We start from the raw sequence: 18,310 nt of genomic DNA, 5'->3' as shown, positions 1-18,310 counted from the left end.
CAGTTAAGGATTGGCAACTGTGAATTGATAGGTACCGGAGCCGATTTCAACGCGTGTAACGGTGTCGCTCACCCGGGATGTTGTAAATGTTTGCTGACCAGCGATCAGTTTGCCGCTTTCACGGATGGTGGCTGCATTACCGGGAATGTCAAGGGCCGCTGTCGTATTGGGTGGAATGGTGACCGTCCAGCTGATTTGCCCGTCCTGCTTTTTCCAGGCCGATGCGATCTTTCCATAACGGCTATCCAGGTAGGCACTGACCTGTTTCAGGCCCGCAGGAAATTCGGGTCGCATCACCACCTTTTTGAAGCCGGTAAGCTTTTGGTCAGTTTTAATGCCGGCGAGGTATTCATAATACCACACCAACAGGTCGCCGAGCAGCATCTGGTGGTTGCCGGAATTCATCATAGGATTCGCCGCATCGCCATTCCACAATTCCCAGATCGTGGTGGCGCCCTGCCCCACCATATATCCCCAGCTTGGGTAAGTGGTATTGGTCGCCAGCTGCAGCGCAAGGTCCGTTCTGCCGTTGTCCGACAATCCCCGCATCATCCACATGCCGCCAATGATGCCGGTGGTCACATGGTTGTCAGCAGTCTTAAGTTTATCCACGATCCGGGTGAACAAGACAGCACGATCATTTTCAGGCACCATACCGAAGCTCAGGGGCAACAGGTTGGCCGTAATGGTATTGTTGGCATATTGCTGTTTCTGCGGATTATAGTAACGTTTGTTAAAGGCTGATTTCACCCGGTCAGCAATACCCGAAAAATACTGCACATCGGTTTCGTTATGCAGCAGTCGCGCATAGTTCTCCATCAGGCGGCTGCAATGATAGAAATAGGCCGACGCCAGCAAACCGCCTTCCGTCACCCGCGTAGAGTCTTTCGACCAGATCAGGTCGAGTGATTCCGGCGGTACACACCAGTCCCCGTAATTGTCTTTCAATACCAGGTCCTGTTCATTGTAGGTGTTCCACATATAGGCCATCCATTTTCTCATGGCCGGATAAAACCTGCGGAAACTTTCCTGGTCACCATACTGCCTGCGCAGCATGTCAGGAATCAGGATAAACGCGCTGGGATAGGTTACATTGTCGGCGTACCGCTTCCAGAAAGAGGGAACAATATCAGGAATGCTGCCATTCTCCAGTTGTGCATCTGCTATATCCTGCAGCCATTTCGCATACAGCCGTGCGTTATCAAACACAAAACTTTCCCCATAACTGCTCATGACCCGGTCTCCCAGCCAGCCGGTGCGTTCATCGCGCTGCGGACAATCAGTCGGCATACCGCGATAATTGCCGCGGATGGTCCAGTAAGCGTTCCGGAATACTGCATTCATGGTGCTGTCGGAACTGCTGAACCAGCCTGTTGTAGCAATATCATCATAGACTATTTTTCCCGTAAATTGTGAGGCATCCGGCACATATTGCAATCCCTTTACTTCCACATAACGGAACCCATGATAAGTGAATCGCGGTTCCCAGTTTTCCCAGCCGTTGCCACCTATCACATAATTATCCGTTGCCCTGGCATTTCGCAAATTATCAGTGTACAGGGAGTCTTTTGTTTTCAGCTTTTCCGAAAAACGCAGGGTGACTGTATCTCCAGCCTTCCCCTTAACCCGGATAGCTACCCAGCCTACCATATTCTGTCCCATATCCAGGATCCAGGAGCCAGACGCAGTACGATGCAGGGCAACAGGCGTCAGCTTTTGCTTCACAACGATCGGCTCATTGGGCTGCGCTTCCACCACCGGCGCTGGTGTGGGCATAATATCGGGCGTTTTCCAGGATTGATCTGCATAGCCCGGCATAGCCCAGCCATTCAGGTTTTTACGGGCGTCGTAGTCTTCCCCGTCATATTCGCTGTTCGCTATCACGGGACCATTATCGGTTACTTTCCACTGCTGGTCGGAGACAATCTGCGCAGTGCTGCCATCGGTATACTCCACCTGAACCTGTACCAACAGGCAGGGATAACCGTAATTGGCCTGTGGGATGCCGGTGAGCGGATCCGGCTTGCCCTGGTAATTGCGCATCATAAAATAGCGGCCGTTCCCCAGGATCACCCCCAGTGCATTGCGCCCCTGCTTCAATTGTGCAGTAATGTCGATGGCATTATACACCACCCTTTTGTCATATTCAGCGGTAGTGGGTGCCAGTACAGCATTTCCCGCCTTCTTTCCATTCACATACAATTCATACAGGCCAAGTCCCGCAATGTAGGCAGTAGCACGTTTGACCGGTTTGGACAAAGTTGCTTCTTTCCGAAGGTAGCGGGCAGACAACCGCGTGAATACACTATCCACCTGGTCCTCCTTGCGGTGACCGTTGATACCGATCCACGAAGCTTTCCACAAAGCCGGGTCTCGCAGCCCCATACTCCAGGTAGCGGGACGGCTCCAAACTGCCCCCCCATGGTTGCTTTTCACTTCCACTGTCCAGTAATACTTTTTAAAACTTGCCAGCGGTTTACCGGCGTATAGTACATCGAGTGACTGATCTGCGGGTACCACTCCCGAATCCCAGATATCACCAGACTTCCTGGCGAGCTTATCTGGTGAAGATGCCACCAGGATCCGGTAGGATCGCTGGTGCACATTCCTTCCAGCGGACGTTATTTTCCAGCTGAAACGGGGATTCCCGCGATCAATTCCCAGCGGTTCCTGCAGCCCTTCAACACGCAGCGCGTCCACCTTCAGATCCGGCTGCGCCTGCAGCTGCATTACAGCCAGCAGGATGACAAACAATATGATATTCTTTTTCATGGCAATCATTATTAATCGATCCGGTATCCGTTACCACTTGCTGCTGAAGTGATATTCGCCGGGTTGCAAGTCAGCCATTACTGCCTGCGCGGTGGTACCGCTGGCGGTAATACCTGCTGCTTTCAGGGACTTCCCGTTGACGCGGACGCTTTTCGGATCATGTGCCGGGATGTACACCTTCGCTACACTATTGGGTGGCACGGTAACCGTAAACTGCACCTTTCCCTTTTCCTTTTTCCAGCTGCTGCGGATCATTCCCTTTACGGAATGATAACTACCCTCCACAAACTGCAGGTGTTCCGGCAGGTAAGGCCTGATGGTGAAACGTTCAAATCCTGCATGTTCTGCCTCCGGAACGATCCCGACGAGGTACTTGTAAAACCAGGAACCCACTGATCCCATCATAGGATGGTTGTGCGAATTCATGGAACCGCCGGTCTCATATTCCCAACGCTCCCAGAGTGTGGTAGCACCCTTCGACAACATATAGCCCCAGGAGGGGTAGGTCTCCTGTGTAGCGATCCTGTAGGCGGCTTCCACCTCGCCGTTCTCTGTGAGCGACTCCAACAGGTATTTCGTACACAGGTTACCGGTAGTCAGGTGGAAATCATGTTTCACGACATCTTCTTTCAGATTCGCTACCACCCGTTGAAGTTTATCTGCAGGCACAATCCCCAGGAATAAGGCGAAGGAGTTGCAGCTCTGATTGTTGCTGCCATATCCACCGGTGGCAGCATTATAGAATTTGTTGTTGAACACGGCAGCGGTACGCTGTGCCAACTGTGCATACCGGATGCTGTCGGATGGATTGCGAATCACCCCGGCCATTTTAGACAACAGCGCCGCGGAATAATAGAGATAACCAGTGGACATGAGGTTGCCGGGTGTATTTTTCGACAGTGCACCATAGGCCTGGCCATTGACACTAAAGGCCGCGGGCGGCGACCAATCGCCGTAATAACTGTATTCCAGCACGCCATCCACCGTTTTCTTTTCCAGCATATCTACCCAGGCTTTCAATGCGGTATAATGTTTTTCAACCAGGTGACCGTTGCCATAGAAGCGATAGCTCTCCGCAGCCAGCAACAGGAAACTGGCTGATACGGGATCCGCAGGCCGGCCGCCTACGCGGTACGGCGCCGTATCCGTAATATCGCCGTCTTCATGCTGCGTATCCACCACATCCTGTAAAAACTTCGGATAGAAACGCGCCATATTGAAATTGTACAACGCCTGCTCGATACGTACCGTCAGGTCATTCATCCATCCCATGCGTTCATCACGCTGGGGGCAATCCGTCGGAATGCTGTGCAGGTTACTGGCTTCCGTATGCTGTACCATTTTGTATATGCGGTTGAGCAATGGATTGCTACTGTTGAAGGTGCCGGAAACCGGAACCGACGAACGTACGCGACGCACCAGCAGTTCGTCACCTGCAGGTGGTTTGCTCAACCCCTCCACCTGGATATACCGGAAACCATGATAGGTGAAAGATGGCTCCCAGCTTTCCGTGCCCTCTCCTTTAAAAATATAAGTGTCCGTAGCTGCAGCCGTGCGCAGGTTCTCCTGGTTGATCGTTCCGTCGGGATATAGCGTCTCTGCAAACCGCAGTTCCACTTTATCACCGCGCTTCCCTGCAAGTTTAAGTGCGGCCCAGCCGGCGAGGTTTTGTCCCGCATCAACCACATACACACCAGGTTTCGGCTGCGATACTGCGACTGGGCGGATCGTTTCCACTACTTCAATGGGCTCCAGCTGCTGTGCCCGCATCCGGCCGCCGGGTGGCTCTACAGAATGGGCTACACCCCAGTGTTTGCTGGGCAGCCCGTGGATAATGGTATCGGTCGGCAACCACCATTCCGGGTGTTCTTCGCGGGCATCATAATACTCGCCGTCGAGAATACCTGCCCGTTGAATGGGGCCGAGTGTAACAATGCGCATATCCGAAGACGTGAAACTTTGCTGGCTGCCATCGGTGAATTCGAGTTCAACCTGGAGGCGCATCTTGGGTTGTCCATACCAGCCGGGTGCTACCGTAAGCATCATTACATTGTTAGCGGTCAGGTACGGTGCAATATCGAATGTATTGTAGTAAACAGATTTCGCATAGTCACTGGTAGCGGGATCCAGTACACAATTACCTACTTTTTTACTGTTCAGTTTCAGGGTGTAATAGCCAATACCCGAAACATATGCCCGCGCACGCTTCAGCGGTTTACCAGCAGGGAAAACACAGCGGTAATACAATACCCGTCCCACCCAGCCAAATGGATAACTGATCCAGTCACCCCGCCAGTCGGATTGTTGCATTAACCCCATTTCAAAATTCGCCACATCACTGCTCAGGGTATCAGGAGACTTTACTCCCTGCAATAAGACTTTCCAATAGTAGCGGCGGCGGCTTTCCAGCGGCTTTCCGGCATAGGTGATACCGGACGACACGGCACCTGTTACCAGGCCGCTGTTCCACACATTCGCAGTGGCTGGAGTCAGCAGTGCGGGATCATCAGCAACGAGAACCTGGTAGCTGCGCTGCCGGAAACTGCGTTGTGATTCCGGTATGGTCCATCCAAAAACCGGGTTTGTTTCATCGATACCGAGTGGATTTACGGCATACTGAACGGTTGGTTGCAATTGTGATACTGTCTGTGCACGGAGTGCTCCCGTACAGGCAACAAGAAAGAGGAACACCAGCGCGAACGCAGGTTTACGCGAAAGAATAGCAATCATGGCAATAACATTAGGCATTAGGCTCCCACCAGCTTGCGCAGGAATCGGGAAGTGCGGATGGCATCGTTTTCTTTGATGAGGGAATCGATCTCGTCAAAATGGGCATCAACCAGCCTTTCGTAGTGTTGTACCCAGCGGATACTCTCTGCAATGGCTTCAGCAGCATCTTCCCGGTAGGGATACTGATCCATGGAGATCCATCCATTGTAACCAGTTTTCTTTAGCCAGAACAGCAGGTCGATATAGGTAGCGAAATGTACGGTACCCACGATCATATCATCGTCCCAGCTGCCATGATTGTCGTTGAAGTGCATATGAAAAAGCATATCGCCTGCGCGTTTCGCGAGTACTACGGCTTCGGCAACATTCTCCCCGGCAACAAAGCTGTGACCGGTATCGATGGTTATCCCTACATTGCTGCAACCGGTTTCCTTTGCAGCAAGAATGGAATCTGCCATACGGGCGTGATAGGAAAAATTGCGCGGCTCCTTGGGTTTATATTCAAGCGCAAACCGAAGCGACGGGAATTCTTCTGCGAGTTTTTGGGTATTCTCCTTCAGCCATTCCCGGCCCTGGTCATAGTCAGCTGCCAGCAGGTAATCATAACCATCCTGCGCCATCCAGAGGTTCACAATATTGCAATCCATTTCGAGTGCGATATAACTCATTTCACGGAGATAATCGAGTGACTTTTTACGGATAGCAGGATCCCTGCTGGTGATAGTACCTTTGCCATATTCTTTGGGAGAAAAGGTATCGGGAATAATGCTGGCGCAGGCGACACCGGCATCAGCCAGCCGCTGCTTCATTTCCTTAACATTGCCGGAATGAATATCCCAGGTTCCCACCAGTTCGATTCCGCTGATACCCGGCATGGCTGCCAGGGCACGTGACAACATTTCGGGAGAAGACGGATTATCCTTGTACCCCTTGCAAAAGCGGTCGCAGGTATTCCCCAGGTTTCCCAGAATGATTGAATACTGATAACTCATAGCCTTATTTTATACGGTAAGTAATGTTACATCTTCCACTCATAGTTCTTCCATTTGCTCATCACCTTGCCGAGTTCGTCGACGCGCTCTTTGCTGATCGGCACCATGTCGCCGATGCTGGTAGACAGGACAAGTGATTTGGCGCTGAACTCGGAAACTTCAAGGTAATCAAATGTCTGCAACAGTTTGGTGCCCGCAACCAGTACGGCTTCGTTGCGTATGAGCATCACCGGCTGATCGGGAGAGAAGGCTTCTGCAATCGCTTCCGGTGCGCCTTCCTCCTGTAAGCCGAAGGGCAGCTTGCGAAGGTCCTGCAGGTAGATCCAGGTTTCGGGTATAGAACGCACATTAAACGGTGCATCTGAAATAGCGTAAGCCATCAGGTAGGCCGGCTGGGTGAGGATAATGGCATTGATCTCCGGGTGCCGGTCATAAATACACTGGTGCAGCAGGATTGAAGCACAGGGCACCTTACCGGGCTCCTGCTTCCCATTGGTCACGCGAACAAGGTCATGTGGCTGGAGATCCGTTCGCGGCTTATTGCCTGGCGTGATCAGCAGGCCATCTTTCAATCTCACGGATACTGTTCCGAAACCGCTGAGAATAAGTCCCTGCTTACCGGCACGCGCCACAATGCGGCACACTTCAGATCTGCGGGAGCGTTCTTCGCCACTCAGTGCCCGGCCTTCCTGTATGACAGGCTTACCCTGGGCAATCCCATAATTTGCCAGCATGTCTTTATCAAGGTAATCAGGTGTTGCGCCAATCATATTACTGTAAATGATGGTGCGTGCCGTCATCTCCAGCATTTCGAAACGCTGATAGCAGGCATTGAGATCAGTCCCTCCTACCACGGTACCGTGATTCTCCATGATAATCGCATCGTGTCCTTTACTGAATGCTTCCGCTACTTCTTTGCCCAGTGCAGCTGTACCGGGCAAGGCATAGGGCGCATAACCAATTTCACCACAGAGTTTCCAGGATTGCGGAAAGACGCTCATGTCAGGCACCTGGTGTACAATACTGAAGGCGACCAGCGCCGGCGGATGGGCATGAACAATTGCCCTGATATCGGGCCGCACTTCATAAATGGCCTGGTGAAAGGGAAATTCAGAGGAGGGCTGATTAACGCCTTCTACAGTTCCGTCTTTTTTAATACAAACAATATCGGACTCTTTCAGCAGGCCTTTGTCCACTCCCGTCGGTGTGATCCATATATTCCCCGCATCATCGATCACCGAAATATTTCCACCCGATGTGGTGGTCATCACGCGGTCATAAATTCTTTGCATGATGATGGTGATCTGTTCGGCCGGATGCATTAGATTCGTGTCAAGCAATGTGATTCCCATAATTCCAGTTAGATTAGAAAGCAATCTGTTGGTACAATATTAAACCGCGCCTGCAACTTCTCTATCCTGTTTTGACCTGACCAGAAAAGGTTTTTTCAGGCACATTAAAATCAGATGAGAAAAGGCAGGAAAACGTACATTACAAAGCAGATTGTTATGAAGAAACTTGCCATTATTGACCTGATTAAGGTCGACCCGTACTCCAGCACAGCGAAATACCTCCAGATCGTGAATGCTGTGCTGAAAGAGATTGAAAAAGGCAATATCCGTGCAGGAGATAATATGCCGTCCATCAACGAACTTAGTATTGAACTCGATGTTGCCAGGGATACAGCCGAAAGAGGCTACAGGCAACTCAGAAAACTCGGCGTTTTAAATGCCGTTCCCCGCCGGGGCTACTTCATTGAAAATACGTCATTCCGGCGGCCTTTGAATCTTTTCCTGCTGTTCAACAAACTCAGCACCCCGAAAAAAGCGATCTACGACTCCATGGTGAAAGTACTGGGTGAACAGGCGGGTATTGATCTCTATATCTACAACAACGACTATCACCTGTTCAAGCGGCTGCTGGCCAGCAATAAGGAACACTATACCCACCTGGTGATCATTCCCCATTTTGTTGATGGCGGTGAAAATGCTGCAGAGCTGATCAACAGCATTCCCAAAGAGAAGCTGATCGTGCTGGACAATATCGTGCCGGGGGTCAAAGGAGAATTCGGCTCTATCCTGATCGATTTCAAAAATGACATTTACCAGGCGCTCACGGAAGCACTTGACCGCCTCGCCAAATACCATACGATCAAAATCATTTTTCCGCGGCATAGCTACTACCCCAAAGAGATCCTGCAGGGCTTCACCCATTTCTGCCAGGACAATGCCTTTGCCTATGAGGTTATTGGCGATGTAACGCAGGTGGATCCCAAACAGGGCGAAGTATACATCAACCTGATGGAAGATGACCTCGTGACGCTCATTGAAAAAATCCAGACAACATCACTGGTGATCGGTCAGGATGTAGGTATTATCTCCTACAATGAAACACCCATAAAAAAAGTAGTACTGCAGGGCATTACCACCATGTCGTCAGACTTTGAGGAAATGGGTGTAATGGCGGCGCAGGCCATCCTCAATGGCTCAACGGAAAAACACAAAGTGCCTTTCCGCCTGCGGCTCAGGCCTTCGTTATAGACCTTCCATTAAGCAAGCGCCCATGCAGGTTCTTCTGCACGGGCGCTCGTTATGACAGTCAATTTCAAAAACAGGAACTACTCGCCATAGGCGTAGGAATAGCTCAGGCTGCCTAATGGCAGGGCACTACCGGTTACATAATAATCCAGTATATCTCCGGGTAAGCGGATCCCATCAGCTGCTTTCACATAAATACTTCCGCTTCCGCTGCCGGTTCCCAATGCCGCGCGGGGCACACGAAGTTGAACGGTATTCCCATTAATGCGTACCGCAGCTTTTCCCACAGTTTTTGCTTTGCCGGTATTGTCAAGCTGATATACGCCGGCAACCTTGTTACCTTCGTTGAGCCTGATCCTGTAACGATATCCGTGCCAGCCGGTTAACCGGGGTACACCATTTCCTACCAGCAACTGCAACCCTTCCTGCCCTTTGGCCGCGGGTTGAAAAGCTTTTTCTGTCTGGATGAGGAAATAAAAATTGTCGCGGTCATGACTCACCCGCATTTCCTGGATATTGTTCCGCGGCGCCTCCTGCCGGTAGTGAATCTTCTGCGTTACACCATAATTGTCGCGCGCAATGGCCAGTGTATCCGTATTCCGGAACAAAGCGCCTCCCTCTTCCCACTGTTGCCTGCCGCCATCAATATTGATGGGGTGAACCGGATAGGGAACGATCTTGTTCTGCAAGCCCTTGTACTGCCGCACATTTTTGATCAGCTGGACATAAAATGCATCACCATATCCATCACGCATGGGTTCGATATCCCGCGAATATTCCCGGTTGGCAGCATCACAAAGCATATACTCATCACCATAGGGCTGTTTGTAGGCGATCCATTCATTCCAGCCACCCACAAAAATCGTATCCGGGTCTACGGACAACGCATGGTCCCATTGCCGTTGAAAGAAAGTACCCTTGTCGACATCAGCAGCAATATTCTTTTGCTGATCGGGATCCCAGCCGCGGCCCCAGTTGATCCAGCCGGAGGTGATCGAACGTGACATGGGCACTTTCGGGTGACTGGCAACAGTAACACTCATAATGTTGCCATGCAGCGGCTGCGGAAATTTCCATTCCACCCAGGGGAAACCATCCGGATACGTCGGATCAAATGGCCACTGCGGTTTTTTGAAGTAAAAGAAATTTTTGATCTCTTCAGAATAAGGCCTGGGGCGGTACGCTGTATCATTGCGGCTTTTGGCTTCAGCAATGTCGTCTTCCTCATTCGTATAGGCAATGATCATCGGTTTGCCATTCACGCGGTACCATGCATCGGGGTAAAGATTGGGTTGATACAATTCTTCATATACCTGCCAGGTAGTACCAAAAGACTGGGAGTGCGTATAGAACACGGCACGGGGCGGGGTTTGTCCCTGGCGTTGCAGGCTTTCGATAGTGGCCAATACCCGCTCATACACTTTACGGTAGGTAACGCGGTTGGTGAGATCGAAAACAATAAAATCTACTCCCGCCATGGTGAGCATCGTCATCTGGCGGCGGATCACCCACTCATCTTCTGAGTTATAGTATCCCCACAATGGTTCTCCCCAGAAATGTGCCTGCCCGGTGGGACTGATGGAATCATTGAGAAACTTGAAATCATACAATATTTTCTGCCCATTGGGCAATGCCGTGATCTTCGTGGCATCATACACCCCACTGGCATAGGGCTGACCGATCCAGGGCCAGTAAAATATCCCGACCTGTTTTTTTTCCTTATAGCCGCTGATCGTGCCAAAACTTCTGCCAAACTGATCAATACCGACCAGGTCAGCGCCGCTGGCGCGTGCAGGAACCTCTTCCCGGTGCTGTGCTCTTCCCATTACCGGAAGAAGCAACCACAGGGTCACCCTAAATAATTTCATATCGTTTCAGTTTTAAATTACCGTGAAGGGAATGGTGTGCGTGCTGATTCAAGGCCGGCGGCATTCACCGTGCTGATGGATATTTTTCCGGACTCATTCCAGAGATAGGTCAGATCAGTTTGCAGCAGCGGTACTGTCAGCGGGATCGCATCATCGCCATTGGTATCAAAATGCTGGAACACACCAGTTGCCGGGTACCGCTGTACCCATTGACCATCTTTGTAAATATTGAAATGGCTGATGCCGGATTCCACATCGGCATCTGCTTTCCAGTACAACGCTACGGTTACATTATGCCTTCGCTGTATTTTCGTCGCATACGGTGCCGGTGGCGGTGTGCGGTCGATCAATGTTCCGGTGATCACATATTCCCGCCAGCGCGCAGCAGTAAGTGAATCCGAAAACCAGCAGGCATTTTTTCGTTGGCCGTTATAGGCTGCAACGGGACTAATATTGTATGACGTGGTATCACCTAACCAGGCCTGCGCAGGATCCATATCGCGAAGGGCATGATAATCTTTACCAGTACCAACAGGCAACCTTTGTTGTAATACAGATTCAAAGAAAGGAATAGCCATGTACCGCACCCAGCTGTAGTTGTGATTCTGGTAGGGCGTATAGGCTATGCTAACGTATCCGCCCGCATTTCGCAATTTTCCAAACTCCGTAATGGAGGTGCGCCAGCAGCAGGCATCACCTGACGGCCCTGCGTGACGCATCATCACCGGTACTTTCAGCGCTTTGGCCGGATAGGCACCAGGCTCGAATGCGGGCGAGTAACCAAAAACACCGATGATCCTTTCGGGATAGATCCGCAGCATAGATAAAGCCCAGTACCCACCGCCGGAATGTCCCCAAAGCAACCAGGGCGAACCGGCGAGTTCAGGATGACCTGACAACCTGCCCACCGCTGTAAGGGCATCGATCAGCGCCTCACCGGAACCTGATTCAGGGTTCCGCCAATCGTGGCAATTGCCTTTGGCAGAATAGAGGTCGGGACCAACAATGGCCAATCCCCATTTCTTTGCTAAAGCCTGGTACTGCACATCGAATGCAGTAGCTGCGCCCCGCCCTTCCATCGTACAACCGTGCTGATGAACCAGCACGCCACGCAACTCCTGCACACCATCGGGTATGAACACCGTATACCGGCCTGAATCAAATGTATAGGATGTTTTCTGCTGTGTAACCTGGTATACTTTTCCGGTAGTCAGCACAACCGGAAAAACCTGCTGGCTGAACAGCCAGCAGGGAATAACCATCTGCAACCAAATCAAACAAGTTTTCACTATTCGTAGATTTCGGGGATATCCAGCAGGGTCTGCAGGTACATCAGGCGCGACCCTTTTACATTGGGATGATGATAATAATGTCCCCAATTGTTGATCGCGGTGTAATCCTCATGCCACATCGTCGTTTTGTCCACTTCTTTACCATCCCGCTGCAGGGAAGTAGCCAGATCAAACTGACACCCTTTTACATTGTATTTTTTTCTGACCTTACCGATCAGCGCATTGATCTCCTGTTGTGAGCCATGTTCATTGGCAGGCACGTTGTTCAGAATGGGAATGGAACCCTGGGAACGGATATACTCCACCAGCTCACTGAGAAGCTGCTCTGTATTGCCCCCGTTGGTACCGATGGTCACCATTACATATTTCGCTTTCACATAGGGCAATTCATTCCTGATACGTTCCATCACTTCTTTAATGGTACACCCGCCACGCCCGCTGGATATTGCTTTTCCTTTTATATTCCGCATGACCAGTTGCGTCCAGGAATCCGGAAAATCCTTTGCCGGAAAATACCCTTCCGTTTCTGACTGCGAATCACCATAGAGCAGCAATGTCAGGTTGCATTCCAATGCCTGCACAGTCATTTGTCTGACCGTGAGCGACGTTCCCTGCTGCAGGCCAAAACAGTAGTAGTCCCACTGATGCGCCATTGTATTCTGGGCCTGCACTGCCCCCACACCTACCCCGCCTGAACCGTCGGACTGAATTACCAGCACCTGCTGTTCGCCTGTAACAAGGTCGGTAATGGCAGCACGCGACTCCTGGTAATGCTTCCGTATCTCAATAATGTATGGATTTCCGGGATGTATCCGCACCGATCTCCGGAACTCACTTTCTCCTGTTACGGACGCCCATTGTTCCTTAGCATTGATAACCAGCCGGTAGTCGCCGGTATTGCTGCGAAAGACCGCAACGGCATCGGGAGTAAAAACCACTTCATACCGCACCAGTCTTTCTCCCAGGGAGTAGTATTTGTTCAATTGTATGACCGAATCCTTTCCGGTAACAACCAGACCTTTGTCCGTCAACCTGCAAGCCACATTATTCAGCTGCAGATCTGGAAAATTGGTTTTCTCCGTAAACACCGCCCGATACAGTAACGTTGTTCCTTGTTGCTGCGCAACCGCCGGCAGCAGCAGCCCCTGCAAAACCAGGAGCAGGAAGCCGCTGCGCCATTTATTTTTTCTTACTGCCATGCCGCCGGTTGTGTAAGGCCCGTCATCTTTTTCGCATCATCAATCGGAATGGGCATTACCAGGTATTTGTCAGTATAACATTGCATATCGCGTAGTTTCACCCGCTCGTAGGAAAGAGTAGCCGGATCGCCGCTGCCATCGGAAGAAGTGATCTTCATACCGGAAACGGATTTGTAGTTGTTCAGGATCTTCCAGCGACGCTGATCATGAAAACGCCAGCCCTCAAGACAAAACTCTACCCTGCGTTCGTTACGGATGCGCTCGCGCAGGTATTCTTTTGAACTCACAAATCCGGGAACACTTTCTATAGCCGGCTGCTGGGCCCGCAGGCGGATCATGTTGAGTGCCTGCGCTGCTCCGGCCAGGTCATCCAGTTCACATAACGCTTCTGCTTTGTTCAGGTAAAACTCAGCGAGCCGGAAATACACCCAGTGAATATCTTCTCCGCCACCACTGGAATTCGGGCCCCAGAATTTAACATCCTTGTCTTTACGGCTGTAATACCCGGTACAGGATGTTTTCGTTTCCTGCGAGATCACCGGGTTAAATCCATGTGCACCGCCTACATAACTTTCCACGATCACCGGCTGTGTACAGTTGGTGGGCGCACCGTAGTTCGCACCATTGTAGAGGACATCAACATAGAAACGGGCATCCCTGTTCTTGTAAGGATCCGCACCTTTGGCCTCACTGTAACCTGCAGCTGCAGCATCCGGATTCACAGACACCTGGGTGTGGTCGTTGTTGGTATAGGTTACCGGCAGGGCACCATTCTTCATTTCAAAACAATCCACCAGTTCCTGCGTGGGCGACTCACCGCAGTTCCAGAGAGAGGGTATGCTCGCGTAGGGATAGGGTGAAATGTTCAGGCCATTGGTATTATTGATGTGCTTGTTACTGGCCGGGGAGCGCCAGATGATTTCAGACACATCACTGCGGAATGATCCGATGAACAGGCGCTTGTAATCATTCATGCTCACGAGGCTGAATTCGGAGAGATCCAGTACGTCTTGTGCGGCATCGGCTGCCCGCTGCCATTTGTCCCGGTCATTATTGGAATTGTTGAGCGGACTTGCATTGTTCAGCAAAACTCTTGCACGGATAGCATAGGCTACAGCATTCGACACAAATTCAGCTTCATCCAGCGGCCGCTTGTTGGGCAGGATGCCGGAGTTGATCACGTCCATCAGCTCATTATCAATGATCGTGGCGATCTCGTCATAGCTGGGTCTTGCCAGCCCGTTCCAATCGGAAAAATCTGCTGCGAAGGCATAATCGATCCACGGCATTGGGCCATAAAACTCCAGCAGGTTCATGTAATACCAGCAGCGCAGTACCCGGGCCTCAGCCACCCAACGTTGCCGCTCCTGCTCAGTAGGTTTGGTCGACTTCGGAATATTCTCAATGGCAATGTTGGCATATCGGATACCCTGCCAGAAATCCGGCCAGAGTTGCTCAGAAGGCGATTCCCAGGGCCAGTTGATCACCGGGTTGGAAAGCGACAGCTGTCCGTTATACCAGTCGTAGGAATTATAGGTGGCAGCCCAGAATGCATTATCCGTCAATGCTTCTACCGGCTGCATCACAAACACGATCTGATCACGGTTCTGATAAATCTTTCCATAGGCGACAGAGAGCAGCCCCTTGGTGCGGTTATAATCTGCCAGCACTTTATCAAGGGTGAGCGTACCATCCGGTGTTTTGTCCAGTGCCTTGGTACAACCACTCAGCACCCCGATAGCCAGGAATAACGCGAGGCAGCTTCCGTATAATTTAGATGTTGTTTTCATGACAAGAATTTTAGAAGGAGATGTTCAAACCAAAGTTGTAAGCCTTAAAAATCGGGTAGGTCAGGTTACTGCTCAATTCGGGATCATAGTACTTCACCGGGTACCTGTCCCACGTGAGCGGGTTCAGTGAATTTGCATACAACCTGATCTTTGAAGCGCCTATCTTCTGGGATAGTTTTCGCGGGAAAGTATAACCGAGCTCCACGTTCTTGAGGCGGATATAAGTTCCGTCAGCCAGCCAGAAATCGCTGGTTTGTTTGCTGGCCGTACTTCCGGGGTCCAGGCGGGGGTAAGTGATCTTCTCCCCGTTATCATATTTATCCTGCGTCCAGGCTTCCTTATGCCATTCATTGAAGTTGGCTGTTTCCCAGATGCCGGTTCCGCTGAGATAATAACCCCGCACTGCCGTACCCTGGAACATGACACTCAGGTCAAACCCTTTGTAGGCAAGACTTACTGCTGCGCCGTAGTTCCATTCCGGAACATTGGGATTACCAATGGGTACCATATCACGTTCATCGACCTTGTTGTCACCGTTTTTGTCCACATATTTCAGGTCACCTAGCTTGGGTGCTGCACCGAGTGGCGTCTGGTCATACCAGGTATCCAGGTCACGTTGTGTGTTAAAGAAGCCGGCAGTTTCATAGCCGAACATCTGTCCCAGGCGGTATCCCGTACTGCGCTGGCGAACAGCATAATCTTCCGGCAACAGTACTTCTCCCATGTACAGCACTTTGTTGCGGTTGTAAGCGCCATTAGCGTTGATGATGATGCGCAGGTCATTACCGATAGTTGCCGTATAGCCGGCTACCACTTCAAAACCACGATTCTCCACACGTCCTTCATTCAAGGGTGGCAGTGACACCTGGCCATTTCCTGCAACAGCCCCTGTACCAAATATACCAGTAGGTGTTGTGCCGGAACGGGTCAGGATATTGTTCCTGATTTCATAAAACAGGTCAATATCGAGAGAGAAGTTTCTCAGGAACCGGGTCTCGATGCCCACATTGTATTTATTGTTCACTTCCCAGCTGATATTCGGGTTGGCAATGCTACGCTGTACAGTACCATCCGGCAATCCGGACCAGCCCGAGCCGCCGGTTCCCCAGTTTTCGATATACAGGAAGCGGGATGCGCCCATACGGTCATTACCCACCTTGCCGTAGGATGCGCGGAGCTTCATGAAGTCCATCCAGGGCGCATAATCTTTCATGAAATTTTCTTCCGACAGGATCCATCCCGCAGAGAAAGAAGGGAAGAAACCAAAACGCTGCGAAGGAGCGAACTGTTCAGAGCCATTATAACCGAAGTTCACTTCAGCCATGTAACGGCTGTTGTAGCGGTAGGTGGCGCGCCCCACAAAGCCAATATAGTTGTAAGGCAACTGGATATTGATCACCCGCTGGTACTGGTTGTACAACAGCATGGCGCCCACATCATGCTTGCGGAAAGTACGGCTGTAATTCAGTGACGCTTCCAGGTTGAACAGGTTGGTGAAGCTTTGGATCTGGGCATCGACCAGCGGAGAGTTCACGGAAGACCCCAGGCGTTCATAGCGTAATGAATCAGGGGAGTCCGGGTCACGAACAGCATCATATACAGCAAATGTCCGTTCACGGCGTTGTGTATTTACCGAGTTGGCATCATAGGAAACGATAGCCCTTGCATAAAGCCCCTTCGTGATAAAATCCAGGCGTTGCTCTGCACCCAGGGTGGTGGTGATCTGGGAAGTCATCGTATTGCGGAAGCCCGTGCGGTTCAGCATGCCATAAGGCACATTATCAGTACCTCCCAGGGCAAACTTGGATGAACTCAGCACTTCATCATCAGGCGTGAGATCATTGCTCGCCAGGTTGGGACGCTGCACCAGTGAGGCAAGCATCACAGAATAGGCATTCGCATCATCATAATAGGATGGATTGTTGGGAACGATGATGGGATCGTTCTTCTTCTGCATGTAGCCGCTGATGTTCAGGAACATTTTCAGCGATGGGTTCAGGTCGATATCAAAATTGGACCGGAAGTTAACCCGTGATGCTTTTGATTTCGGGTCGTAATTGTATTCGTCGAATTTCTCCGTTTTAAAAAGACCTTCCTGGTAGAGATAACCCACGGTGGTAAAGTAGCGCATCTTTTCTGACCCGCCGCTTACATTGATGTTGATGCGATGCATAGGAGCCGTCTGGGTGAACTCACCCACATAGTCACGTACCGGGTAGAGATCAGGCTTATCACCCAGGCGGTAGCGTTCCAGCTCGTAGTCGGAATATTCAGGTGCATTACCACTTTGCGCGGCAACCTGGTTACGCAGCACGGCGTAATCGTAAGCGGAAACCATATCCGGCATCCGCGTGGGGGACTGCCTTGAAGTTTCCATAGTCACATCAATCACCGGCTTGCCGGCAACACCTCTCCTGGTGGTCACCATGATCACCCCATTCGCTCCGCGTACGCCGTACACTGCCGTAGCTGAGGCATCTTTCAGGATCGATATGGTGGCAATTTCATGCGGGTCGAGTGCACTGAAATCGCGTTCTACACCGTCCACCATCAGCAATGGGCGTTGTTCATTGATGGTACTGCGCCCACGAATGTAAAAGTCGATCGTCTCAGATCCCGGAATACCCGAACGTTGCAGCACGGTAAGACCCGGCAGGCGGCCGGCCAGTGCTACGCCGATATTGGAAGCCGGTGTCTGAAGAAGGCCGGTTGCTTTCATGGAGGAGATGGCGGCTACCACGCTGACCTTCTTCTGCTGACCATAACCCACCACCACTACATCCGCCATTTCCTTTGACTTCAGCGGCATACGGATCAGGATATCTTCCTGGCCGGAGATCACGTGGGAAACATTGTCGTACTGAACGTACGAGAACAACAGCGTTTGTCCAGGTGTGGCGGCAATGGTAAACTTGCCGTCTGCGGATGTAGCTGTTGTGGTTTTTGTTCCTTTCACGGTAACACTCACGCCTTCCAGGGGCGCTGTACCGGAAGAATCAAAAACTTTTCCGGACACTGTTGTTGTCTGTCCGAAAAGACTGGTTGAAAAACAGGCCACCAATAGCAGCATCAGGGCCCGGTGCAGGAAGTTGTTCCTGGCAATGCAATCCTTGTTCATAAACTTAGCTTT

General features: G+C 51.2%; 10 protein-coding genes. 1 reads left to right on the top strand and 9 read right to left on the bottom strand.

From position 1 onward, the window contains the following. Window positions 1-3: 3 nt before the first annotated feature. From FPE01S_RS10805 to FPE01S_RS10790, 4 genes are read right to left on the bottom strand one after another with little or no spacing between them, the layout of a single operon-like run. A complete protein-coding gene (locus FPE01S_RS10805; protein ID WP_046369809.1) occupies window positions 4-2,772 on the bottom strand; it encodes an alpha-L-rhamnosidase in 2,769 nt (922 codons plus the stop codon). Between the two features lie 30 nt (window positions 2,773-2,802). After that, entirely contained in the window at window positions 2,803-5,502 is a 2,700-nt protein-coding gene (locus tag FPE01S_RS10800; protein ID WP_169749155.1) for an alpha-L-rhamnosidase, read from the bottom strand. Between the two features lie 17 nt (window positions 5,503-5,519). Next, complete coding sequence (locus FPE01S_RS10795) at window positions 5,520-6,494, bottom strand: sugar phosphate isomerase/epimerase family protein (RefSeq protein ID WP_046369028.1); 975 nt, start codon at window positions 6,492-6,494, stop codon at window positions 5,520-5,522. A 26-nt stretch (window positions 6,495-6,520) separates the two neighbouring features. Beyond that, complete coding sequence (locus tag FPE01S_RS10790) at window positions 6,521-7,846, bottom strand: class II aldolase/adducin family protein (RefSeq protein ID WP_046369027.1); 1,326 nt, start codon at window positions 7,844-7,846, stop codon at window positions 6,521-6,523. Window positions 7,847-8,002: 156 nt separating this feature from the next. On the opposite strand from FPE01S_RS10790, the gene FPE01S_RS10785 reads away from it, so the two are divergent. Next, entirely contained in the window at window positions 8,003-9,034 is a 1,032-nt protein-coding gene (locus FPE01S_RS10785; RefSeq protein WP_046369807.1) for a GntR family transcriptional regulator, read from the top strand. A 77-nt stretch (window positions 9,035-9,111) separates the two neighbouring features. Here the strand turns inward: FPE01S_RS10785 and FPE01S_RS10780 are convergent, their stop codons facing one another. The 5 genes from FPE01S_RS10780 to FPE01S_RS10760 are packed head-to-tail and all read right to left on the bottom strand — an operon-like array spanning window position 9,112 to window position 18,298. After that, window positions 9,112-10,899 carry a glycoside hydrolase family 71/99 protein gene (locus FPE01S_RS10780; RefSeq protein ID WP_217998206.1) on the bottom strand — a complete coding sequence of 596 codons (1,788 nt, stop codon included), beginning with the start codon at window positions 10,897-10,899 and terminating at the stop codon, window positions 9,112-9,114. Window positions 10,900-10,916: 17 nt separating this feature from the next. Further along, window positions 10,917-12,161, bottom strand: coding sequence for an alpha/beta hydrolase family protein (locus tag FPE01S_RS10775; protein ID WP_046369026.1), 1,245 nt, complete (start codon window positions 12,159-12,161; stop codon window positions 10,917-10,919). A 26-nt stretch (window positions 12,162-12,187) separates the two neighbouring features. Further along, window positions 12,188-13,390: an SGNH/GDSL hydrolase family protein gene (locus tag FPE01S_RS10770; RefSeq protein WP_046369025.1), complete on the bottom strand. Its 1,203-nt coding sequence runs from the start codon at window positions 13,388-13,390 to the stop codon at window positions 12,188-12,190. Then, the gene (locus tag FPE01S_RS10765) at window positions 13,381-15,180 is read right to left on the bottom strand and encodes a RagB/SusD family nutrient uptake outer membrane protein (RefSeq protein WP_083990232.1); all 1,800 of its coding nucleotides are present in this window, start codon (window positions 15,178-15,180) and stop codon (window positions 13,381-13,383) included. The genes FPE01S_RS10770 and FPE01S_RS10765 overlap by 10 nt, the downstream gene beginning before the upstream one ends. Window positions 15,181-15,190: 10 nt before the next feature. Further along, window positions 15,191-18,298, bottom strand: coding sequence for a SusC/RagA family TonB-linked outer membrane protein (locus FPE01S_RS10760; RefSeq protein WP_174446981.1), 3,108 nt, complete (start codon window positions 18,296-18,298; stop codon window positions 15,191-15,193). Window positions 18,299-18,310 lie beyond the last annotated feature (12 nt).

Origin of the sequence: Flavihumibacter petaseus NBRC 106054 (genome assembly GCF_000974785.1) — a bacterium.
Classification (GTDB): domain Bacteria; phylum Bacteroidota; class Bacteroidia; order Chitinophagales; family Chitinophagaceae; genus Flavihumibacter; species Flavihumibacter petaseus.
Note: the sequence above shows the minus strand (reverse complement) of the source record. Positions and strands in the feature narration are given on the sequence as shown.

What these genes read in the sequence shown, in the direction of transcription:
- FPE01S_RS10775 (WP_046369026.1), bottom strand. Translation starts at nt 12,161, where the DNA reads ATGGTTATTCCCTGCTGGCTGTTCAGCCAGCAGGTTTTTCCGGTTGTG.
- FPE01S_RS10795 (WP_046369028.1), bottom strand. Translation starts at nt 6,494, where the DNA reads ATGAGTTATCAGTATTCAATCATTCTGGGAAACCTGGGGAATACCTGC.
- FPE01S_RS10770 (WP_046369025.1), bottom strand. Translation starts at nt 13,390, where the DNA reads ATGGCAGTAAGAAAAAATAAATGGCGCAGCGGCTTCCTGCTCCTGGTT.
- FPE01S_RS10805 (WP_046369809.1), bottom strand. Translation starts at nt 2,772, where the DNA reads ATGAAAAAGAATATCATATTGTTTGTCATCCTGCTGGCTGTAATGCAG.
- FPE01S_RS10790 (WP_046369027.1), bottom strand. Translation starts at nt 7,846, where the DNA reads ATGGGAATCACATTGCTTGACACGAATCTAATGCATCCGGCCGAACAG.
- FPE01S_RS10765 (WP_083990232.1), bottom strand. Translation starts at nt 15,180, where the DNA reads ATGAAAACAACATCTAAATTATACGGAAGCTGCCTCGCGTTATTCCTG.
- FPE01S_RS10800 (WP_169749155.1), bottom strand. Translation starts at nt 5,502, where the DNA reads ATGATTGCTATTCTTTCGCGTAAACCTGCGTTCGCGCTGGTGTTCCTC.
- FPE01S_RS10785 (WP_046369807.1), top strand. Translation starts at nt 8,003, where the DNA reads ATGAAGAAACTTGCCATTATTGACCTGATTAAGGTCGACCCGTACTCC.
- FPE01S_RS10760 (WP_174446981.1), bottom strand. Translation starts at nt 18,298, where the DNA reads ATGAACAAGGATTGCATTGCCAGGAACAACTTCCTGCACCGGGCCCTG.
- FPE01S_RS10780 (WP_217998206.1), bottom strand. Translation starts at nt 10,899, where the DNA reads ATGAAATTATTTAGGGTGACCCTGTGGTTGCTTCTTCCGGTAATGGGA.